We start from the raw sequence: 20,097 nt of genomic DNA on the forward strand, positions 1-20,097 counted from the left end.
TGAGCTATTTAGAAGTGGACGCCCCATCCGCCGGCACCGTGGTGGAAGGCGGGCGCAGGCCGCCGCTGCGCATATTCACGAACTGATTGAGCAGCTGGAACCAGAACGGTGCCCCGAACGACAGCGCCGCCGCCGTGAGCAGCCAGCCGAGCGCCGCCCAGCCCCACCCCCAACCGTGGGGCCGGCCAGCAAGCCACGGCCCGTCGGGCTGAAGCCAGCCGGTGGCCGCCTTGGGCAGCGGCACTGCCAGTTGCTGCACATCTTCTTCGGCCACGGGCACCAGGCCAGTTCGCAACGCGTGGAGGGTATCCGGCTGCCACGCCCGGTGCCGCAGCAGCACCTGGCTGCGGCCCAGCGGCCGGGTGAAGGTGGTGAGCACGTAGCGCACCCAGTAGGGCTGGGGCTGCCAGTCGCCGGCCACACTCGCTGGCACGATGGCGCGGTACAGGGTATCCAGCGTGGTGCGGTGGTCCCGGAACGACCACCCAATGGGGAAGCCGAGGCCCTGCAGCGCCCGGGTAAGGGAGTCGACTTGGCTGGCGTAGCGGCGCACCGCCTGTTTCACCTGCCGGGTGGTGGCCGTGTCGGCCGGGGGTATGAATTGCAGCCGGGTCATCGTTGCCGAATCCCGGGCCTGCATTTCGGCAAAGGCCACGATGCGCTGCCGGGCGGCGGTATGCCGCCACAGGTAGCTGCCAACCCGCAGGGAATCCAGGTTGCAAACCACCGCAATAACCAAGCCGACAGCAAACAGAAAAGGCCGGACATAGCGCTTGTACCAGCCCGAGACGCGCTCCATATAATCATCATACCACACGGCCAGGCCGTGTAAAAATTGCTCGAACACGTTGGCATCGTCGGCCGCCTGGCACCCTTCGGCATTGAAGAGCAGGGTCCGCAACAGGACTTTGAAATCGCCTTCGGAGAGCCGGGCCACGCCCGCCTTTAGCTGCTGAAGGGGGGAAAGCGCGGTACTATCGGGAGCGGCCAGGTTGCTCAGCTGGTACACCCGCTCCCCACCGGGTACGGGGTTGCCGTGCTCGTCGAGGCGGGGGACAAATTCGTGCATCCGGACTTCGTCAATCACCAAATCCACAATGGCCTTCACGAACACGCTCGACGGCACATAGGCGGGTGTGCGGTTGGCTTTCTGCGCCAGCATGTCAACGCTGGGGTGGCGATACATCAGCTCGGCCCAGTTTTTATCGGTGCCGCTGTTAAGGGCCTCGTTCAGGTACCGCCGCAGGTACCGTCCCCGCAGGTTCAGGCGGCCGGCCAGCCACTCAAACACGGAAAGCACTACCTGGCTAAAGAACAAGTAGAGCAACGACAGCGAAATGGCAACTTCTACCAACGGCAGCGTAAACATGCGGGCACAATCAATGTAAAAATCAACTGACTACTGTACTAAAGGCAAGAGGGCCTTGGCGGTTGGCTACCAGATGCTACTGCGTCGCCTCGTCGAAATTTAGTGGCCCCGGCTGTGGTCCCCCTAGGCAGCGGTAGGCGTAGTTGCCAATCCAGTAAGGAGCCGTATTCTGCTTGCCCACCGAACTATTGTCTCCGTGGCCGAAATCGTGGACGGGGTCCGCCTCGTCGGCCGCATGCACACACTCATGGATGATAGTAGCGGCGATTTCGGCCATTGGCGGGGTCTTCTGGGCCAGCCAGCGACTGTTCAGGAAAAGGGTGTCGGGCTGGCCGGGGTCAGTATACGCCTGGGTTTTAAAATACTTGATGCGCTGAATTGGCCCGCGTGGCGTGAACAAGCTCACGCTGAAGGCGAGCGGTAGCTGCTGCATGAAGGCAGCAATTTGCGCGGGGCCAACGCGGGTCGGTGGCCCGCCCGCATCCTCGTCGAAGCTCGGATGGGCAGCAATGCCGGCAAAAAACGCGGGGTCCTGCAACAAGCCATTGGCCTGGGCACAGGCGCTGACCACGGAGGGCCAGTCAGTTTGGGCTATTACGTGCATGGCAATGGAGGGAAATAGCCGTCAAAAGCAGGCACCGGTGCAACCATTTAGCGGTTCAGGCTTGAGTCATCTGCGGATGCGAAGCATGGCGTGCCCACGCAACCAGACCGCCGACGGTGAATGAAAATAATGCGCCTACCACACTTAAACGAGCCTTGAATCAACTCATTTGCCAGTTGGCAGCGTGGGTGTAAAGCACGGCTTTTCGCCCCCCCATTCGCATCAGTGGCAGCACTGAAATTTAGGCTACCCAGCCCTCGCGCACGGCGCGGGCGGCGAGGCCCACCAGTGTGCGGGTGCCGGCTTTCTGGAGCAGCATGCGGCGGTGGCTTTCCACGGTGCGCACGCTCAGGCAGAGTTGGTCGGCAATTTCCTCGTTGCAATAGTCGGCCACTACCAGGCGCAACACCTCCAGCTCGCGGCGGCTGAACGGGTCGGGCACGGCATAGGCTCGGAGGGAGCAACCAGTCCCTGCAGTGCCATTCGGCGCATCAAGCCATTGCGTCAGCGCCCCAACCAGCACATGGGGCAATATGTGGCGGGGCAATTGCAGGGGCTTGCCGGGGCCGGCCGGCTGGGAAGCGGGGGCGTGATGGTCCGTGAGTACTACCAGGCGAAGACCGGGCCGGGCACGTTGCAGCCGCCCCAATAGTTCGGGCAGGTGGCGGCCGGGCAGCTGCTCATCCAGCACCAGCAGGCTGAATGCGACGTGGTCGACCAGCTCCACAACTTGCGTGGCATCGGCGGTGAGGGTGAGCTGGAGCTGGGGCCATTGCTCCCGCAGAGTCGCTACCAATCCCTGCCGGAGCAGCGTGGGAGCGGCCGCCACCAGGGCGGTGGGGGTAGAAGAAATCATAGCATTGGCAGACACAACGCGGTGAACCCGCTGACCAGCAAGCTTTGGGAGGCAAAGCGCTGGCGCAGGCAACAGGCGGAAAGGTCTGCCAAAGTAGTATTTTAACTTCGATAAACAATACTATAAATTATCTGAATAGTTGATTTATTATTGAAAGCTCGTTTGGGCCGCGTTTTACTATTGCCAACCGGCCTACTGTCCATAAAAAGAGCCGCCACTCTGCAAGCAGAATGACGGCTCCTATACTAAAAGCACGATGGTGGCTTAGCGGCGGCGCATGAAAATACCCACGTAATAAAGCAGCGTGGCCAGCGAAGCCAGGGCCGCTACCACGTAGGTCATGGCCGCCCACCACAGCGCGTCTTTGGCCATGGCGTGCTCCTGCACGGTTACCACGCCGCGCCGGTCCATCCAAGCCAGGGCCCGGCGCGAGGCATCGAACTCGACCGGCAGCGTGATGAACGAAAATAGCGTGGTGAGGGCAAACAAGCCAATGCCTACGCCCAACGGGATGATGCTGGTGCGCAGCATCAGAATGCCCGCAATCAATATCCAGGGCATGAAGCGTGACACAGAACTGAGCGCCGGCACCAAGGCTGACCGAAACGTCAGCATGGAGTACGCCGTGGCGTGCTGCACGGCGTGGCCGCACTCGTGGGCTGCGATGGCCGCCGCGGCCGCACTGCGCTCGGCGTACACGCCTTCGCTCAGGTTCACGGTTTTATCGGCGGGGTTGTAGTGGTCGGTAAGCTGGCCGGCGGTGCTGATGATGCGGACATCGTAAATACCGTGGTCGGCCAGCATGCGGGCCGCGATTTCGGCCCCGCTCAGGCCCGAGCTCAGGCCCACCTGGGCATACTGCTTAAACTTGCTGCGCAGCCGCCATTGAATGGCCCAGCTGGCCGCCATCAGCACGATGATGAGCAAATAGGAAACTGACATGGGGAGAAAGTGAGATGAAGAAACACGCGCGGCAAAATGCCTGGCGTTGCTATCAAAACACCAGCTCAGCAAAAAAGATGCAGTCTTTCGGCCCTGCCAAAGTGGCTACCGCGTGGCAATAATGTGCTCCACGATGCGCGAGGTGCTGTAGCCGGCCACCAGCGGCACGGTGAGCACCTGCCCGCCCCGGGCCAGCACCAGCTCGTGGCCCACAATGTGCTCTACGGCGTAGTCGTCGCCCTTCACCAGGATATCGGGCTGCACCAGTTCGATGAGGGCCAGCGGCGTGGGCTCGCCAAACAGCACCACGGCATCAACGAAACCCAGCGCGGCCAGAATGCGTGCCCGCGCCTCCTCGTCCTGAATGGGCCGGCCGGGCTTGAGGCAGCGCACCGAATTATCGGTGTTCACGCCCACTACCAGCGCATCGCCCAGGTGCCGGGCCTGCTCCAGGTAGTCGACGTGGCCGAGGTGCAGCAAATCGAAGCAGCCGTTGGTGAACACCACTTTGCGGCCTTGCGCGCGCCAGTCGGCCAGCGTGGCCGGCAGTTGCTCGCGGGTCAGGATTTTATCTTTCGTCCACATAGGAAGGGAGTTAAGAGTTATGAGTTAAAAGTTTAGTAGTTATGGGTTATGGGTGAGTGGAGCCATCGACCGCTCGCTCATCCGCAACTCTTAACGCCTACCTTTCAACTCATAACTCACTAGTAAGCGGTTCGTCGGCCAGGGCTTCGGCCTCGGTGAGCAGGCTGCGCTTGTCGGCGGCGGCCACGGCCACGAAGCTGATGCCGCCCATGAGCACCACCAGCAGCGTTTGGGCACCGTGTACCACCAGCGCGTAGGCAATGCCGGCCTCCTTACTCACGCCGTACACCAGCAAAATGCCCTGCACCATTACGTGGAACGGCCCGATGCCGCCCGCCACCGGCGCGGCCATTCCAAATGCGCCAAAGGTGAGCACCGCCAGACCGGCCTTCATGTCGAGGTTGTAGGTTTCGGGAAAGCAGAAGAAGGCCAGGTAATCCATGAGGTAATACACGCCCCAGGTAAACAGGGTGTGCAGCAGAAACACCCCCTTATTTTCCATCTTCAGAATGCTGAACACCCCCGCCAGCAGGCCCTTAACGAACAGAATACCCTTGTTGAAAAAGGCATTCTGCCGGAGCCGCTCCAGGTTGCGAAACAGCGCGTAGCCCGTGGCCAGCAGCAGCACCCCGCCAATGATGGCCGCGATAAGCAGCGGCGTACGGTTGCGGGCCAGCGCTTCGTAGCGCCCGCCCAGCACCTGCACCGTCACAAAATTCCAGAACGTATTGAAATCCAGCAGCAGCAGGCTGGCAATCAGGCTAAAAAGCACCAACACGTCAATCACGCGCTCCGTTACGACCGTGCCCAGGGCTACCTGCACGGGCACGCCGCTCGTGCGCCGCAGCACCGAGCAGCGGATAACTTCGCCCATACGCGGCAGCACCAGGTTGGCCAGGTAGCCCACCATCATGGCGTGGTACACGGCCCAGTACGGGGCCGGCGTTTGGGAAGCATTGAGCTGCATCTGCCAGCGGTAGGCCCGGCTGAAATAGCCCAGCGCCGACAGCGACAACGTGAGCGTAAGCCAGAAATAATTGGCTGTGGCGATGTAGTGCCCAATGCGCGACAGGTCCTGCCCGCGCACCGCGTACCACATCAGCGCCACCGAAATACTCAGCAGCAGCACGTACTTTACAACCGTCAGCAGGTGTTTCATCAATCAATGGGGAAATGAGTGAATAAGTGACTGAGCGAATGGCTGCGAAAACCATTCGCTTAGTCACCTCCTTCACCCATTTAGTTAGACTAAGCGGTTGTGCTCATTGGGAAAAATGACCGTGGGCTTGTGCTGCCGGGCTTCGGCAAAATCCACCAGTGCGTAGGAGAAGATGATGACCACATCGCCCACCGCCACTTTGCGCGCCGCCGGGCCATTCAGGCAGATGGTGCCCGAGCCCCGCTCCCCGCGAATGGTGTAGGTTTCAAACCGCTCGCCGTTGTTCACATTCACGACGGTCACCTTTTCGTTTTCCACGAAATTGGCAGCATCCAGGAGGTCTTCGTCAATCGTCACGCTGCCCACATAGTGCAATTCGGCCTGCGTGACCGTTGCATGGTGGATTTTGGACTTCATTACTTCAATGTGCATAGCTTGGCCCGCAGGCTTTGGTTGAGGGCTGCAAAGATAAACCCCGCCCCCGCCCCGCTTTGGCTGGGCTCACCCATCCACCACCACGTTATCAATCAGCCGTACGCCGCCCAGGTGGGCGGCCAGGCACAGCACCACGGCCCGGCCGGGTGCGTATTCGGCCAGCGGCTGCAGGGTTTGGGCATCGGCTATTTCCACGTATTCAGGCGTGATGCTGGGCTCATGAGCCAGCGCGGCCAAGGCATCGGCTTGCACCTGGGCCGGCCGCACGCCCTGCCGCACCTGGGCGGCGGCGGCGCTCAGCACCCGGTATAGCAGCGGGGCCACGGCCCGGGCGGGCGCATCGAGGCGGCGGTTGCGCGAGGACATGGCCAGCCCATCGGCTTCCCGGATGGTGGGGCAGGCCACGATTTCGAGGTCGAATGACAGGTCGGCCACCAGCTGCTTCACCACGGCCACCTGCTGCCAGTCCTTCTGCCCGAAATACGCCCGGTGCGGGCGGGCCAGGTGAAACAATTTGCTCACCACCGTGGCCACGCCGTTGAAATGCCCCGGCCGGTGCGCCCCTTCCATCACCTGTTCCAACGCCCCGAAATCGAACCGCAGCACCGTGGGCCGGGGGTACATTTCCTCCACCGAAGGCACGAATAAGGCCGTGCAGCCGGCCGGTTCCAGCAGGGCCGTATCGGCCTCCGGCACCCGGGGGTAGAGCCGGAAATCATCGGCGTTATTGAACTGCGTGGGGTTCACAAAGATGGTGGCTATCACCTCGTTGCACTCGGCCCGGGCGGCCTGCACCAGCTGGATGTGGCCGGCGTGCAAAGCGCCCATCGTGGGCACCAAGCCCACCCGTTGGCCGGCCTGGCGCGCCTGTTCGGTGTAGGCTTGCAACCCGGCAGCGGTAGTTAGTATCTGCATAGAAGAGGAAGGCAATTGGAACGGCCCCCAAAGTAGCTTTTATTGAATTTTCGCTCAAAATTGTTTAATTTTGTGGACCCATAGCATGGCCATGTTCCATTCTCTTCAATAATTCCTTTATGTCGAAGCTACGAATCCTTTACGCGGCCACCGAAATTGACCCCTTTCTCCAGACCACCAAGGTGGCCGAAATGCTGCGGCGCCTGCCCGCCAGCATGCAGGAGATGGGCTGCGAAATCCGGATTTTCGTGCCACGTTTTGGCATTATCAACGAGCGCAAGAACCGGTTGCACGAAGTAGTGCGCCTCTCGGGCATCAACATCGCGGTTGGTGATGACGAGAAACCGTTGGTTATTAAAGTCGCCTCGATTCCGACGGCAAAGTTGCAGGTTTATTTTATCGATAACGAAGATTATTTCCACCGCAAGTCGGCTTTGGTCGACAAAAACGATAAATTCTACGCCGACAACGACGAGCGTGCCATCTTTTTCTGCAAAGGCGTCCTCGAAACGGTGAAGAAGCTGGGCTGGTCGCCCAACATCGTACACTGCTCCGACTGGATGACCGGTCTGATTCCGTTGTACCTGAAAACCACCTACAAAAAAGACCCGGTGTTCAAGGATGCCAAATCGGTATTCTCGATTTATAGCAACGAGTTCATGGATAAGTTCGAGGGCAATATCCTCGAAAAAGCCAAAATGCTCGACATCGATGATTCCATGATGGCTTCGTTGAAAACCGCTGATTTCAGCGGATTTATCAAAATGGGCATGGAGTATGCCGATACCGTGGTGCGGTCCGACGAGGATTTTTCGGACAACATGAATGGCATGTTCCACGAATACGCCCTGCACAATAAGCTTAGCCAGGTGGCTACCGACGAAAACCTGCACTCTTCTTACCTAGCGCTCTACAATGAATTGGCTAACTAGCCGCTGTGCTCCTCTGGTAGCTTTTGCCGCACTGGCCCTGACGGGCTGCGACACGGGCACCGCCCTCAACGTGGACCTGCCCGATACCACGGGCATCAGCACCCAATACCTGGACTTGCCCGTGACGAGCGGCACCGTGCGCCTGGCACCGGTACAAAGCCTGAAAACCGACCGTTTCCTCATCGGCCGCCTCAACGACAACGTGGCCGGCCTGACCGAAGCCCGGGCGTATTTCAACGTGCTGAACGGGGCCGTAGCCGACTCATTGCCCGCCAAATTCACCACCCCGGTGCTGGATTCGGTGGTGATGGTGCTGGGTTTCGACAAGGTGAACGGCAGCACCACGCCGGTGCAATACGATGTGTACCAGCTCCCAACAGCGCTCGATGACCGGCAAGTGTATGATGCGAGCACCGCCACCCCGGTAGGTACCCTGCTGGGCCAGAACCTGACCAGCCGCCTCGACCGCACCCAGGTGCAAATCGTGACGGCGGCCGTAGCGGCCACCCCCGCCAACCCCGCTGTGCCAGCGGTGACGACCATCGCGGCCGACCCCACCGTGCGGCTGATACTGCAACGCACCACCGCCACAGCCGGGCAGCCGGCGGTGTCGTCGGCGTTTTTCACCGATTTTTTCCAAAAGCTTCAGCAGGCCAGCTTCACGCAGGCCCAGTTTGATGCGCTGCTGAAAGGCATTGCCATTGCCCCCAGTGCCGGCCACAATGGCAACATTCTGAGCTTTGGTCAGAATGGCCTGCCGCGCATTATCATGTATTTCCACTCGATGGGTGCTACCAGCAACGTGCTGAAGCACTTTTATGGGATTTACTTTGGGCCGGTATCGGCTTACCTGACTGGAACATCTACCGCCAGCGACCCGCGCTACTACACCCAGATTACGAACACATTACCGGCCGCACTACAAGCATTGGCCACCCGCCCCGGCTTCGTGGCCTCGGGCGACCTGAACAATACCAGCTACGCGCAAGAAGGCACGGGGCTGGGAACGCGCATTGCCTTCACGGGCCTGGCAGCCCTGGCCACCAAACCCGGCCTGACCATTAACCGTGCGGAGCTGCGCGTGCCGGTGAAGCCTTTTTCCAATGCGCTGTTTGCCAATCCGGCCCGCCTCTTTGCCCTGGAGGTGAACACCGCGAACGAGGTACTGCAACGCACAGTGAACTATACGGCCGTTGACCGGGTAGTGCAGGCCGATGGGACGCCCCAGCTAGCTGCCGGCTATCCTGCTTACAGCTTGCTGGTTGATGGCACCTCCACCCAGCCGTATTACAGCATTCCCGTTACGACTTACTTGCAGGAGTACCTGACCAACAAACTTGAAAGTACCCCCGATGCTCTGGTGCTGGTGCCCAACCTCCGCTCCTACGGCAACTTGGTAATTAATACCCTGACTCTTGACCGGGCAGCCATTGATGCCGCAAAAATAACATTGCGCGTATACTACTCCCAGCGTTAGCGCCGGGCCGGGGCCTTGATAACTGGCCCCACCAGTCACCTTCTGATTTTTAAGAACTTAACCCCATTTGCCATGTGCGGCATTGTTGCTTATTTGGGCCATCGTGAGGCCTGCCCTATTATCCTCAAAGGCCTGCATCGGCTCGAATACCGCGGGTACGACTCGGCGGGTGTGGCGCTGCTTAATGGTGACCTCACCGTTTATAAAAAGAAAGGCAAGGTTAGTGACCTCGAAGCGTTTATCGCTGACAAGAACACGCACGCCAACGTGGGCATGGGCCACACCCGTTGGGCTACCCACGGCGAGCCCAACGATGAGAATGCCCACCCGCATTACTCCACGTCGGAGCGCATTGCCATCATCCACAACGGCATTATTGAAAACTATGCGGCGCTGAAAACGCACTTGCAGCAGCAGGGTCACGTTTTTCATTCCGATACGGACACGGAGGTTTTCGTGAACCTGATTGAGGAAATCCAGAAGCAGAACAGTTGCTCGCTGGAAGAGGCCGTGCGGCTGGCCCTGCACGAAGTGGTAGGAGCCTACGCCATCGTGGTGCTCAGCAAGGACGCCCCCAACCAACTCATCGCCGCCCGCAAAGGCTCGCCGATGGTGATTGGCATCGGCGAAGGCGAGTTCTTCATTGCCTCCGATGCCACGCCCATCATTGAGTACACCAACGAAGTGGTGTATGTGAACGACTACGAAATCGTGGTTATCCGCGATGGCCAACTGGAAATCCGCAGCCGTGAGGACGTGAGCCAGACGCCCTACATCCAGAAGCTGGAGATGGAGTTGGACTCCATTGAGAAAGGTGGTTACCCGCACTTCATGCTGAAGGAGATTTTCGAGCAGCCCCGCTCCATCCTCGACTCCATGCGCGGCCGCCTGGAGCTGGAAGCTAACCACCTGAACATGGGCGGCATCCGCGCCTACGAGCAGAAGTTTATCAATGCCCAGCGCATCATCATCGTGGCCTGCGGCACCAGCTGGCACGCTGGCCTAGTGGCCGAGTACCTGATTGAAGACCTGGCCCGCATTCCGGTAGAGGTTGAATACGCGTCGGAATTCCGCTACCGCAACCCCATTATCACCGAGCGCGACATCGTAATTGCGATTTCGCAGAGCGGTGAGACGGCTGATACGCTGGCCGCCATCGAGCTGGCCAAGAGCAAGGGCGCCACCATTTTTGGCGTGTGCAACGTGGTGGGCAGCAGCATTGCCCGCGCTACGGATGCAGGAGCTTACACCCACGCCGGCCCCGAAATCGGGGTGGCTTCGACCAAAGCCTTTACGGCGCAGGTGACCGTACTGACGCTGTTGGCCATGATTATGGGCCAGAAGCGCGGCACCATCACCGACACCAAGCTGCGCGAACTGATGGTGGAACTGGAGACGATTCCGGCCAAAGTAACCAAGGCTCTGGAGCTGGATGCCCAGATTCAGGAGATTGCCGAGGAGTTCAAGGATGCCACCAACTTCCTGTACCTAGGCCGGGGCTACAACTTCCCCGTAGCCTTGGAAGGCGCGCTCAAACTCAAGGAAATCAGCTACATCCACGCCGAGGGCTACCCGGCTGCCGAGATGAAGCACGGCCCCATCGCCCTGATTGACGAGAACATGCCGATGGTGGTGATTGCCACCCGCGACAGCTCGTACGAGAAGGTGGTGAGCAACATTCAGGAGGTGAAAGCCCGCAAGGGCCGCATTATCGCCATCGTGAGCGAAGGCGATACGGTGATTCCGGCCATGGCCGAGTACGTGATTGAGGTGCCTCATACCTCGGAAGTGCTGATGCCGCTGGTGTCGGTAGTGCCGCTGCAGCTCCTCTCCTACCACATTGCCGTGCTGCGCGGCTGCAACGTCGACCAACCCCGCAACCTGGCCAAGTCAGTGACGGTGGAATAGTGGAGTATGAATTGGTGGGTTTCTAAAACTTGCCTTGGAGAAGCCGCTTCTGGAAACAGGGGCGGCTTTTCGCGTTATTTGCGTTCCATAATTCATTAATTCGCCAACCCACAAATCCACCAACCCACCGCATGGCCCACCAGATTATCCTCACCGACCAGGCTCCGGCCCCCATTGGCCCCTACTCGCAAGCCGTGAAAGCGGGCAACACCGTGTACGTTTCGGGTCAGATTCCGCTGGATGCGGCCGGGCAGCTGGTAGACGGCGACGTGACCGCCCAGACCCACCAGGTTCTGAAAAACCTGACTGCTGTGCTGACCGCCGCCGGCCTGAAACTCACCGATGTGGTGAAGTGCAGCATTTTCGTGAAAGACCTCGGCAACTTCGCCGCCATTAACCAAGTGTACGGCTCTTATTTCGACGATGCCACCGCCCCGGCCCGCGAAACGGTAGAAGTAGCCCGCCTGCCGCGCGACGTGGAAGTGGAAATATCCTGCATCGCCGTGGGCGCATAATATCCCGACAATGTGGGCGTTGGGTTGAAAAATCATTCCATCCCAACACCTACATCGCATGAAAGAACTTGGACTCGGCCTGCTCATTATTGGGTTTATTTCGCTGGTACTGCCGTTTATCAACCCCAATATCCACTACGTTTTCCTGACGTGGATTGACCAGTGGGGCTCCGCCGTGGCGTGGGGTATTCGGGGTGGCATTACGTTGCTCGGGCTGGTGCTCTGGCTGGGATTTAAAGACCGGAACTGAGTTTCAGTTAACATTTACCAATCAACATTTGACAGCTGTTCAACGGCAGCAAATCCGACTCGCCAAAACTGCTGTTAAATGATAAATGATAATTGTTAAATGACTCCGACCTTTGCAGCGCGTTCCGAACCCCGGGGCGCGCTTTTTTTCTGTTATGACCGAGAGAGAAGTCCGGGTGCGTTTCGCACCTTCGCCCACCGGGCCGCTGCACATTGGCGGCGTACGCACCGCCCTGTATAACTACCTGCTGGCCCGTAAGCTGGGCGGCAAAATGCTGCTGCGCATCGAGGATACGGACCAAAACCGCTTCGTGCCCGGTGCCGAGGAGTACATTCTGGAAGCCCTGGCCTGGATTGGCATCGTGATTGACGAAGGCCAGGGCGTGGGCGGCCCCCACGGCCCCTACAAGCAGAGCGAGCGCAAGCCCATGTACAAGCAGTACGCCGACCAGCTCATCGCCGACGGCCACGCCTACTACGCCTTCGACACGCCCGAGGAGCTGGACGCCATGCGCGCCCGCCTGCAGGCCGCCAAGGTGCCCAACCCGCAGTACAACTCCATCACCCGCGCCCAGATGCGCAACTCCCTCACCCTGCCCGAGGACGAGGTGAAAGCCCTGCTGGAAGGCGGCGCGCAGTATGTGATTCGTCTGAAAGTGCCCCGCAAGGAGGAAATCCGTTTTCAGGACATGATTCGCGGCTGGGTGGTGGTGCATTCTTCGGCGGTTGATGACAAGGTGCTGATGAAGTCGGACGGCATGCCGACCTACCACCTGGCCAACATCGTGGACGACCACCTGATGGAAATCTCGCACGTAATCCGGGGCGAGGAGTGGCTGCCGAGCGCGCCGCTGCACGTATTGCTGTACCGCTATTTGGGCTGGGAGAAGACCATGCCGCAGTTTGCGCACCTGCCCCTGCTGCTGAAACCCGACGGCACCGGCAAGCTGAGCAAGCGCGACGGCGACCGCCTGGGCTTCCCCGTGTTCCCGCTGGAGTGGCACGGCACCGATGCCGAAACCGGTGAAGCCACCGTCAGCCGGGGCTACCGCGAAGAGGGCTACCTGCCCGAGGCCATGGTAAACTTCCTGGCTTTCCTGGGCTGGAACCCCGGCACCCAGCAGGAGATTTTCTCGATGGATGAGCTGATTCAGGCCTTCTCGATTGAGCGCGTGAGCAAGTCGCCGGCCAAGTTCGACCAGAACAAGGTGAAGTGGTTCAACGAGCACTACCTGCGCGCCAAATCCAACGCCGAGCTGGCCCCTTACCTGCTCACGGCCCTGCACGAGCACGCCATTGTGTGCAGCCAGGAAAAAGCGGAGCAGATTGTGGGCGTGATGAAGGAGCGCGTGAGCTTCCCGCACGACTTCTGGCAGGAGGCCAAATACTTCTTCCAGGCTCCCACGACCTACGACGAAACCGTGGTGAGCAAGAAATGGAGCGGCCCGGTAGCCGCCGCCCTCACGGCCTACGCCACCGCGCTGCCCACCGCGCCCGAAGTTTCGGCCGAAGGCCTGAAAACCCTGTTCAACGACACCATGGCGGCCCAGGGCCTCAAGCCCGGCCAAGTGCTGCAAGCCCTCCGCACCGCCGTAACCGGCGGTGCCGCCGGCCCGGATTTGTTCGAGACGCTCGTAATTCTGGGCGTACCTGAAGTGGCCGACCGCCTGCACACGGCCGTGGCTACTATTCCGGTAGCGGCGTAATTTCAATGTCAACTGCTGCCAAAAAAGCCCGGATGCCTGATACCAGGCGGCCGGGCTTTTTTGGCAGCAATCCGGCCGCTTGTATCCATTGGAAATCACGAGGAAAGCGTCCGACTTGTTGCCTCCGCCAGCCTTATCCATTAGCAACCATCGCATAACTTTGATGGGTATTTATAGTTAGCTGCCAATCTGGTGGTTCCTCCCACTCTGCTGCTTAGCCTGACGGCTGGCGTGCGGAAGGCATTATTTGTTTATTCCGTGGCTTTTTACGGGCGTTACCTGCCGGCTTTCCGCACTGTTGCTATTGTTGGCGGCTGGTTGCTGGGCCTGTGCTCCGTACTGCCCCGGCTGGCGGCAGCCCAGTCCCAGCCGAGCCTTCGCCGCATCGACAGCCTGAAACTCCTGCTGCACACCCATCCGCAGCCCGATACGACCCGGATAAAGCTGCTGTTTGACTTGAGCGACGAGCTAATGGAGGTTGACGTGAGCGCCGTCGGCGCGGTGCGCCGCGAAACGCTCCTGCTGGCCCGCCGCCTACGCTACCGCGATTTTCTGGCCGAGGCTTTGCTGAATATAGCCGATTACCACATTGCCTTGGCCCAATACGACTCGGCCGGCCCACCGCTGGAGGCATCCCGCCGCGAGTTTGCCCGCCTGCACGACCTGGGCGGACAGATGCGCAACCTCGGCCGGCTGGCCCGTATGGCCGACCAGCAGGGCCATTTGGCGGAGGCCCTCGACTATTGCCTGCGCGGCATGGCCATCAGCTCGACGGGCAATGAGCGGCGTTTCCATACCAGTCTGAAAATCCACGCGGCCAGCCTTTATACCCGGCTGGGCGAGTTTGGCCCGGCCCGGCAGTATTTGCAGGAAGCGCTGGCCACTGCCCGCTACCACGACTATCCCGACCGCCTCAACCGGATTATGGCCGAATTGGGCGAGCTCAACCGCGCCCAGGGGCACTGGGCCGAAGCCCGGCGCTTCTACGGCATGAGCATTGCCGTGAGCCGGCAAATTGCCGTGGCCGACCAGGCCACGGTGCGGACCATGCGCTTCCACCTGGCCGACGTGACCGAGCGCCTAGGCGACCACACCGCCGCCCAGGTTCTGGCCCGCGCCACCCTGCACGAGGCCACCGCCGCCCACGATGTGCTGCTGGTGCCGCAGCTGCTGGCGCTGCTGGGCCGCACCTGGCTGCACCAGGGCCGGCCCGACAGCGCCCTGACCTACGCCGAACGAGGCCGCCAGGCCAGCGCCCGGGCGCGGGCTCCCGAAGGACTGCGCGCCGCTTACGAAGTGCTGGCCCTGGCCCACGCCGCACAGGGCAACTGGGCCGCCGCCTACCAGGACCAGCGCCGCTTCGAGGCCTACAACAACCGCCTGAACGGAGCCGCTGTGAGCCGCCGCACCGCCGCCCTGCGCTTCAACCACGCGGCGGCCCAGCACCGCGCCGAGCTGCAGTTGCTGGGCCAGCAGCAGGAGCTGGCCCGCCTGCGGCGGCAGCGCCTGACCGCCGGCCTGCTGGGGCTGGGGCTGCTGGCCGCAGTGGGTGGGGCCGCACTGCTGTGGCGCTACCGCCAGCGCCAGCGCCGCCGCGAAACGGCCCTCCGCACCACCCTGGCCGCCGACCTGCACGATGATGTGGGCACCCTGCTGAGCCAGATTGCCCGGCAAAGCAGCCTGCTCCAGGATGGCCTGGCCGATGCGGCCGGCCAACGCCAGCAGCTGGGCGAAATCACCGAAGCCAGCCGGGCGGCCGGGCGGCAACTCAACGACGTGCTGTGGAGCCTCGACACCCACCACGACCGCCTGCCCGACCTGCTGGACCGGATGCGCGACTACGCTGAGGAGGTACTGGGCCGGGCGGGCCTCGAAGTCACGTTTGATTTCCCGGCCGACCTCCCCGACCAGCGGCTGTCGGTGTTGCTGCGCCGCAACCTTTACCTCATCTACAAAGAGAGCCTGCACAACGTGCTGAAGCACGCCACCGGCGCTACTGCCGTGGCCGTGCGCCTGCGCTACATGGCCAGCAGCCTGCCCCAATTGGTGCTGGAAGTGCGCGACAACGCCCCGAGTCCGGCCGTTACCGAAGCCGGAGCCGGCCGGCCTCCGGGCCACGGCCTGCGCAACATGGCTACGCGGGCCGAAGCGCTGGTGGGCGCGGCCATTGCCGGTCCGGTGGCCGCCGGCGGATTCCGGGTGCAGGTGGCCGTGCCACTGCCCCGCGCCCGGCACAACTGAAGCACGAGCCGCCCCCTTCCGCCGCGCACCAGGCTGCCGGGAGCCGGCAAACCCGCTTTTTTGGCCGCCCGGCCAACTGGCCACCACCCAAACCCGTGGTTTCGCGTACAGCAACGGAGTATTTTTCCATCTCGCATCCCGTCATGGCCAAGAAACCCGTCAAACCCAAGAAAGCTGCCACCGACCCCGCCAAAAAAGCCCGCGTTCACAAAGAGCTGGAAGGCTTTGAGATTGGGGTGAACCCACTGGGCGAAATCACGTCGAATTACTCCATCGAGCAGATAAACCAGTTTCTGGGCCGCCATGTGCGCGATAAAAAGCTGGTGGACCGTGCCGGCCAGTTCGGTGAAAAGCCTGGCGATGACGAGGTCGAAGACGCCAACTTCCCCATCGAAGACGGCCAGGCCGAGCCCGAGGAATCGGACGAAGACTTCATCAAGCGCACCAGCCGCGAGGCCAAACGCAAAAAAACCGTAGGCGACCCCGACAAGGAAGCCGCCGAAACCCGGGGCGAGCTGCCGCCGGAGGAGTAATTTTTAGTAGTTAATGATGAGTGATTAACGGTTAATAGTAAAGACTTAACCATTAACCACTGTTTCACAGCGTGCTGGTAGTGCCGGTGCGCAGGCCTTTCTCAAAGGATTCTACCTTGATGAGCTGGCCGTCGGCGTAGGTTTCGAGGCGGGTACGCTTGTTCTTATCGAAGGTTTCGACCTGCGTGAGCTGGCCGTTTTCGTAGGTTTCGGCCCGGGTAATGTTGCCATCGACGTAGGTCTGCACCGCCGAAACCTGTCCGCCGGGCTCGTAGCTCGTCCAGGTGCCGTACCAGTAGAAGCGGGGGGCCTGGCCCTTGCCAGTGACCCACTGGGCGGGGCCACGCCGGGCCAGCTGCCCACCGGGGTGCCAGTAGCTCACTTCGCAGTGGCCTTCCTGTCGGTAGGTTTCGGTGCGGTCGAGCTGACCCGTCGGGCCGTAGTAGCGGAAGGTTCGCACCGGTTGGCCGTGGCGGTAGCGTCCGGCCGTGTAGGGCCGGTGGCGGCCATCGTCGTAGTAGGTGCGCCAGCGACCGGTTTCGAGGCCGTGCCGGTCGAAGCGGTTGGGTAGCCAGATGGCCCACGCGGGCGGTGCCAGCGCGAAACGCGAGCCGGCGCAGCCGCTTAGCAAGCCACTGAACACAAGTAATAAAGGGAGTCGAAAGGAAGCCATAGGCGGAAAAGAAAGCAGTTAACTATAAAGTTAGTTAATTGAAGCTCTTTCAACGCACCCGCGAAAAAATATTGTGCCCGTCGCCATCCGCTCGCTGCAAATAGCCCTTCACCTATATCTTTGGCCGTACCAATTCCTTACCCGCTCCTGCTATGACTTCCCACGACGTTGACTACCGCATCCTCGGCTCCGATATCCAGGTGCTCGAAATTGAACTCGACCCCAATGAGACGGTCATTGCCGAGGCCGGGGCCATGGTCTACATGGAAGAAGCCATTGCGTTTGAAACCAAGATGGGCGACGGCTCCGAACCCGACCAGGGCCTGATGGGCAAGCTGTTCTCGGCCGGCACGCGCCTTATTACCGGCGAGTCGCTGTTTCTCACGCACTTCACGCACCGGGGCAGCTTCGGCAAGAGCAAGGTGGCCTTCTCGGCCCCCTATCCCGGCACCATCATCGCGGTTGATTTGCGGGAGATGCCCGCCGGCCTCATTGTGCAGAAAGACGGCTTTCTGGCCGCCGCGCGAGGCACCAAAATCAGCCTGCACTTCAACCAGAAATTCGGGGCCGGCCTGTTTGGCGGCGAGGGCTTCATCCTCCAGAAGCTGACCGGCGACGGCAAAGCCTTCGTACACGCGGGCGGCACCATCATCGAGAAGCGCCTCAACAACGAGCTGCTGCGCGTGGATACCGGCTGCGTGGTGGCCTTTGAGCCGGGCATCGACTTTAGCGTAGCCCGGGCGGGTGGCCTCAAGTCAATGATATTTGGCGGTGAGGGGCTGTTGCTGGCCACGTTGCGCGGCAGTGGCCGCGTATGGCTGCAATCCATGCCCGTCAAAAAGCTCATCCGGGCGCTGGCACCGGGCGGCGGCAATGCCCAGAAGGAAAGCGGAGGCGTATTGGGCGGCCTGCTCGGCGGGATGATGGACGAGTAGCCGGAGACGGCCCAACGGCCGCTATTGCGGCGCTTCGATAGCGACGGGCTCGGCGGGACTCATTGAGCCTTTGAGCATAAATGCCAGGGCCACGGCCAGCACGAGGGCCACGGCCACAGCCACGCGCACCAGGAATTTAACGTCGCTGGATTCGTCGTGCTTACGACGGTCGGTTTCGCGGCGCTGCTGCCGGGACTTATAAGGGCGTTTATAAGCTGACTTTCGCGCAGTTGACAATTCGGTGGTATAGGACATTTGGTGGGAATATGACGGTAATATTACCACTTTTAATCCAATATATAGTAGCCGAATTCGACTAAAATCCAAGTATACTATGCCAAACGCATAATTGGCCCGGTAAACGGGCACAGAAAGCCTATAGAATTGATTACTATGCCAGTCCCGCCGCTACGCTGGCGGCCCGCAACACCGCCTCCAGCACTTCGCGCGAGTTGAGCAGGCGTGGTACCTTGTGCTGGCCACCCAGCTTGCCTTGGTGGGCCAGCCACGCCTCGAAGGTGCCGCCGGGCACGGCCCGCACCCTGGGCGGGGCCAGGGCCAGGCTACGGTGGCGCTTGGCGGCGTAGTCGGAGTTCAGGGCGCAGAGCGTGGCATCGAGCACGGCCCCGAACCGGGCCATATCGGGTGCGGTGGGATGTTCAGCAAACTCAATCGCCCACTCGTGGCCGCCCCGTGAGGTGGCGCTGTCGGCCGTGAACCAGACCGGGGCCGCCGTGAAATCGCGCACCAGCAGGCCGGTGGCGTGGCTGGCGGCAGCCACGGCGGCCTCGGCGGTTTCAATCACCACTTCCTCGCCAAAGGCATTGAGGAAGTGCTTGGTGCGGCCGGTGATGCGCACCCGGTACGGAGCCAGCGAGGTGAAGCGCACGGTGTCGCCCACCACGTAGCGCCACAGGCCGGCATTGGTGCTGATGACCAGGGCGTAGGGCCGGTGCAACTCTACGGCGGCCAGGGGGATGGGACGTGGGTCGGATGCGGCCCACTGGTCGGCGGGCAGGAATTCGTAGTAGATGCCGTGGTCGAGCAGGAGCAGCAGGTCCTCGCTGTCGGGCTCGTCCTGCAGCGCAAAGTAGCCCTCCGAGGCGTTGTAGATTTCGAGGTAGCGCATGCGCGCATCGGGAATGAGCTGGCGAAACAGCTCGCGGTACGGCCCAAACGCCACCGCACCGTGCAGAAACAGCCGCAGCTGCGGCCACACCTCGGTAATGTTATCGGCCCCGGCCAGGGCCACCACGCGGCGCAGCAGTACCACCATCCAGGTGGGCACGCCGGCCAGCACGCGCACATCCTGCCGCAGGGCGTGGGCCGCAATGCGCTCAATCTTTTCCTCCCACTCGTCCAGCAGGGCCAGTTGGAGCGGCGGCGTGCGCAGCCGTTCGGCCCAGCCCGGCAGCTGCGCCATGATGACGGCCGACACATCGCCCACCCGTGAGGCCGGCTCGTGGGGCCGGAACGGATTAGGCACGTGCGCGCCGCCCAGCGAGAGGGTTTTGCCGGCCAGCAGCCGCTCGCGGGGGTAGAGGTGCGTACTCAGGGCCAGCATGTCGCGCCCGGCGCGGTAGTGACAGTGGTGCAGGGCCTCGGCCGTGACGGGGATAAACTTGCTGCGGGCGTTGGTGGTGCCGCTGCTCTTGGCAAACCATTGCGGCCGGCCGGGCCACAGCACGTCGGGCTGGCCGCGCAGCACCTTTTCCAGCTCCGGATACAACTGCTCGTAAGTGCTTGTGGGCACGCGCCGGGAAAAGTCGGCAGGCGTCATTTGCTCCCCGAAGCCGTAGCGCCGGCCCCACTCCGTGCCCTGCGCCCGGCGCAGCAGCCCCCGCAGCAGCCGCGCCTGCACCTCGTGCGGCTGCTGCCGGATGCGGGCCAGCCGCGACAGGCTGCTGAGCTGAACGGCATGGGCGACTAGCTGGTCGAGCATAGGCAGTTATGTTATTAGATAGAATTAGCTAAGAATAAACAGGGCCGTCATGCTGAGCTTGCCTAAGCATCTCTACTGCAATACTAACCCAATCGAAAGAGTTGGTTGCGCGGTAGAGATA

At 61.4% G+C, this 20,097-nt stretch carries 20 protein-coding genes; 9 read left to right on the forward strand and 11 right to left on the reverse strand.

Features of this window, described 5'->3' with window-relative positions:
- Positions 1-4: 4 nt before the first annotated feature.
- The 8 genes from ACVWYF_RS07195 to panC all read right to left on the reverse strand — a co-directional run bounded on the left by ACVWYF_RS07195 (position 5) and on the right by panC (position 6,865).
- Positions 5-1,369 (reverse strand): hypothetical protein, encoded by a 1,365-nt coding sequence (locus ACVWYF_RS07195; protein ID WP_457066086.1) that lies wholly within the window; start codon positions 1,367-1,369, stop codon positions 5-7.
- A gap of 76 nt (positions 1,370-1,445) precedes the next feature.
- Positions 1,446-1,973, reverse strand: a complete 528-nt coding sequence (locus ACVWYF_RS07200; RefSeq protein ID WP_457066087.1) for a hypothetical protein — start codon at positions 1,971-1,973, stop codon at positions 1,446-1,448.
- 241 nt (positions 1,974-2,214) lie between these two features.
- Positions 2,215-2,829 carry a LuxR C-terminal-related transcriptional regulator gene (locus ACVWYF_RS07205; protein WP_457066089.1) on the reverse strand — a complete coding sequence of 205 codons (615 nt, stop codon included), beginning with the start codon at positions 2,827-2,829 and terminating at the stop codon, positions 2,215-2,217.
- A 264-nt stretch (positions 2,830-3,093) separates the two neighbouring features.
- On the reverse strand, positions 3,094-3,771 hold the full coding sequence (locus tag ACVWYF_RS07210) for a zinc metallopeptidase (protein WP_457066091.1): 678 nt from the start codon (positions 3,769-3,771) through the stop codon (positions 3,094-3,096).
- Positions 3,772-3,876: 105 nt separating this feature from the next.
- Positions 3,877-4,356: a D-glycero-beta-D-manno-heptose 1-phosphate adenylyltransferase gene (gene rfaE2 / locus ACVWYF_RS07215; RefSeq protein ID WP_457066093.1), complete on the reverse strand. Its 480-nt coding sequence runs from the start codon at positions 4,354-4,356 to the stop codon at positions 3,877-3,879.
- A 109-nt stretch (positions 4,357-4,465) separates the two neighbouring features.
- Positions 4,466-5,515: a lysylphosphatidylglycerol synthase transmembrane domain-containing protein gene (locus ACVWYF_RS07220; RefSeq protein WP_457066095.1), complete on the reverse strand. Its 1,050-nt coding sequence runs from the start codon at positions 5,513-5,515 to the stop codon at positions 4,466-4,468.
- 84 nt (positions 5,516-5,599) lie between these two features.
- Positions 5,600-5,947, reverse strand: coding sequence for an aspartate 1-decarboxylase (panD, locus tag ACVWYF_RS07225; RefSeq protein ID WP_457066097.1), 348 nt, complete (start codon positions 5,945-5,947; stop codon positions 5,600-5,602).
- Between the two features lie 69 nt (positions 5,948-6,016).
- Positions 6,017-6,865, reverse strand: coding sequence for a pantoate--beta-alanine ligase (gene panC / locus ACVWYF_RS07230; protein WP_457066099.1), 849 nt, complete (start codon positions 6,863-6,865; stop codon positions 6,017-6,019).
- Positions 6,866-6,984: 119 nt separating this feature from the next.
- Here panC and ACVWYF_RS07235 point away from each other — a divergent pair, with 119 nt between their 5' ends.
- The 8 genes from ACVWYF_RS07235 (at position 6,985) to ACVWYF_RS07270 (ending at position 16,426) form a co-directional block, all read left to right on the forward strand.
- Positions 6,985-7,797: a glycogen/starch synthase gene (locus ACVWYF_RS07235; RefSeq protein ID WP_168671700.1), complete on the forward strand. Its 813-nt coding sequence runs from the start codon at positions 6,985-6,987 to the stop codon at positions 7,795-7,797.
- Positions 7,781-9,274 carry a DUF4270 family protein gene (locus ACVWYF_RS07240; RefSeq protein ID WP_457066101.1) on the forward strand — a complete coding sequence of 498 codons (1,494 nt, stop codon included), beginning with the start codon at positions 7,781-7,783 and terminating at the stop codon, positions 9,272-9,274. Before ACVWYF_RS07235 ends, ACVWYF_RS07240 begins: the two co-directional genes overlap by 17 nt.
- A 72-nt stretch (positions 9,275-9,346) precedes the next feature.
- Entirely contained in the window at positions 9,347-11,182 is a 1,836-nt protein-coding gene (glmS, locus tag ACVWYF_RS07245) for a glutamine--fructose-6-phosphate transaminase (isomerizing) (protein ID WP_457066103.1), read from the forward strand.
- A 131-nt stretch (positions 11,183-11,313) separates the two neighbouring features.
- Positions 11,314-11,697 (forward strand): RidA family protein, encoded by a 384-nt coding sequence (locus tag ACVWYF_RS07250; protein WP_457066105.1) that lies wholly within the window; start codon positions 11,314-11,316, stop codon positions 11,695-11,697.
- A gap of 58 nt (positions 11,698-11,755) precedes the next feature.
- Positions 11,756-11,947, forward strand: coding sequence for a hypothetical protein (locus ACVWYF_RS07255; protein WP_457066107.1), 192 nt, complete (start codon positions 11,756-11,758; stop codon positions 11,945-11,947).
- Positions 11,948-12,101: 154 nt separating this feature from the next.
- Positions 12,102-13,652 carry a glutamate--tRNA ligase gene (gene gltX / locus ACVWYF_RS07260; RefSeq protein ID WP_457066109.1) on the forward strand — a complete coding sequence of 517 codons (1,551 nt, stop codon included), beginning with the start codon at positions 12,102-12,104 and terminating at the stop codon, positions 13,650-13,652.
- A 192-nt stretch (positions 13,653-13,844) separates the two neighbouring features.
- Positions 13,845-15,893 carry a tetratricopeptide repeat-containing sensor histidine kinase gene (locus ACVWYF_RS07265; protein WP_457066111.1) on the forward strand — a complete coding sequence of 683 codons (2,049 nt, stop codon included), beginning with the start codon at positions 13,845-13,847 and terminating at the stop codon, positions 15,891-15,893.
- 143 nt (positions 15,894-16,036) lie between these two features.
- Positions 16,037-16,426 carry a hypothetical protein gene (locus ACVWYF_RS07270; protein ID WP_457066113.1) on the forward strand — a complete coding sequence of 130 codons (390 nt, stop codon included), beginning with the start codon at positions 16,037-16,039 and terminating at the stop codon, positions 16,424-16,426.
- Between the two features lie 64 nt (positions 16,427-16,490).
- On the opposite strand, the gene ACVWYF_RS07275 is transcribed toward ACVWYF_RS07270, so the two are convergent.
- Positions 16,491-17,099 (reverse strand): toxin-antitoxin system YwqK family antitoxin, encoded by a 609-nt coding sequence (locus tag ACVWYF_RS07275; RefSeq protein WP_457066115.1) that lies wholly within the window; start codon positions 17,097-17,099, stop codon positions 16,491-16,493.
- Between the two features lie 152 nt (positions 17,100-17,251).
- On the opposite strand from ACVWYF_RS07275, the gene ACVWYF_RS07280 reads away from it, so the two are divergent.
- The gene (locus ACVWYF_RS07280) at positions 17,252-18,034 is read left to right on the forward strand and encodes a TIGR00266 family protein (RefSeq protein ID WP_457066117.1); all 783 of its coding nucleotides are present in this window, start codon (positions 17,252-17,254) and stop codon (positions 18,032-18,034) included.
- A gap of 21 nt (positions 18,035-18,055) precedes the next feature.
- Here ACVWYF_RS07280 and ACVWYF_RS07285 read toward each other — a convergent pair whose 3' ends face one another.
- A complete protein-coding gene (locus tag ACVWYF_RS07285) occupies positions 18,056-18,289 on the reverse strand; it encodes a hypothetical protein (RefSeq protein ID WP_457066119.1) in 234 nt (77 codons plus the stop codon).
- Between the two features lie 136 nt (positions 18,290-18,425).
- Positions 18,426-19,976: a GH3 auxin-responsive promoter family protein gene (locus tag ACVWYF_RS07290; RefSeq protein WP_457066121.1), complete on the reverse strand. Its 1,551-nt coding sequence runs from the start codon at positions 19,974-19,976 to the stop codon at positions 18,426-18,428.
- Between the last annotated feature and the right edge of the window lie 121 nt (positions 19,977-20,097).

The sequence above is a fragment of the Hymenobacter sp. UYAg731 genome (genome assembly GCF_054061335.1).

Excerpts from the sequence above, each read along its gene's own strand:
- ACVWYF_RS07270 (WP_457066113.1), top strand. The coding sequence starts at position 16,037 with ATGGCCAAGAAACCCGTCAAACCCAAGAAAGCTGCCACCGACCCCGCC.
- ACVWYF_RS07240 (WP_457066101.1), top strand. The coding sequence starts at position 7,781 with ATGAATTGGCTAACTAGCCGCTGTGCTCCTCTGGTAGCTTTTGCCGCA.
- ACVWYF_RS07255 (WP_457066107.1), top strand. The coding sequence starts at position 11,756 with ATGAAAGAACTTGGACTCGGCCTGCTCATTATTGGGTTTATTTCGCTG.
- ACVWYF_RS07235 (WP_168671700.1), top strand. The coding sequence starts at position 6,985 with ATGTCGAAGCTACGAATCCTTTACGCGGCCACCGAAATTGACCCCTTT.
- panC (WP_457066099.1), bottom strand. The coding sequence starts at position 6,865 with ATGCAGATACTAACTACCGCTGCCGGGTTGCAAGCCTACACCGAACAG.
- ACVWYF_RS07200 (WP_457066087.1), bottom strand. The coding sequence starts at position 1,973 with ATGCACGTAATAGCCCAAACTGACTGGCCCTCCGTGGTCAGCGCCTGT.
- panD (WP_457066097.1), bottom strand. The coding sequence starts at position 5,947 with ATGCACATTGAAGTAATGAAGTCCAAAATCCACCATGCAACGGTCACG.
- ACVWYF_RS07210 (WP_457066091.1), bottom strand. The coding sequence starts at position 3,771 with ATGTCAGTTTCCTATTTGCTCATCATCGTGCTGATGGCGGCCAGCTGG.
- ACVWYF_RS07285 (WP_457066119.1), bottom strand. The coding sequence starts at position 18,289 with ATGTCCTATACCACCGAATTGTCAACTGCGCGAAAGTCAGCTTATAAA.
- glmS (WP_457066103.1), top strand. The coding sequence starts at position 9,347 with ATGTGCGGCATTGTTGCTTATTTGGGCCATCGTGAGGCCTGCCCTATT.
- gltX (WP_457066109.1), top strand. The coding sequence starts at position 12,102 with ATGACCGAGAGAGAAGTCCGGGTGCGTTTCGCACCTTCGCCCACCGGG.
- rfaE2 (WP_457066093.1), bottom strand. The coding sequence starts at position 4,356 with ATGTGGACGAAAGATAAAATCCTGACCCGCGAGCAACTGCCGGCCACG.
- ACVWYF_RS07280 (WP_457066117.1), top strand. The coding sequence starts at position 17,252 with ATGACTTCCCACGACGTTGACTACCGCATCCTCGGCTCCGATATCCAG.
- ACVWYF_RS07205 (WP_457066089.1), bottom strand. The coding sequence starts at position 2,829 with ATGATTTCTTCTACCCCCACCGCCCTGGTGGCGGCCGCTCCCACGCTG.
- ACVWYF_RS07250 (WP_457066105.1), top strand. The coding sequence starts at position 11,314 with ATGGCCCACCAGATTATCCTCACCGACCAGGCTCCGGCCCCCATTGGC.
- ACVWYF_RS07290 (WP_457066121.1), bottom strand. The coding sequence starts at position 19,976 with ATGCTCGACCAGCTAGTCGCCCATGCCGTTCAGCTCAGCAGCCTGTCG.
- ACVWYF_RS07220 (WP_457066095.1), bottom strand. The coding sequence starts at position 5,515 with ATGAAACACCTGCTGACGGTTGTAAAGTACGTGCTGCTGCTGAGTATT.
- ACVWYF_RS07195 (WP_457066086.1), bottom strand. The coding sequence starts at position 1,369 with ATGTTTACGCTGCCGTTGGTAGAAGTTGCCATTTCGCTGTCGTTGCTC.
- ACVWYF_RS07275 (WP_457066115.1), bottom strand. The coding sequence starts at position 17,099 with ATGGCTTCCTTTCGACTCCCTTTATTACTTGTGTTCAGTGGCTTGCTA.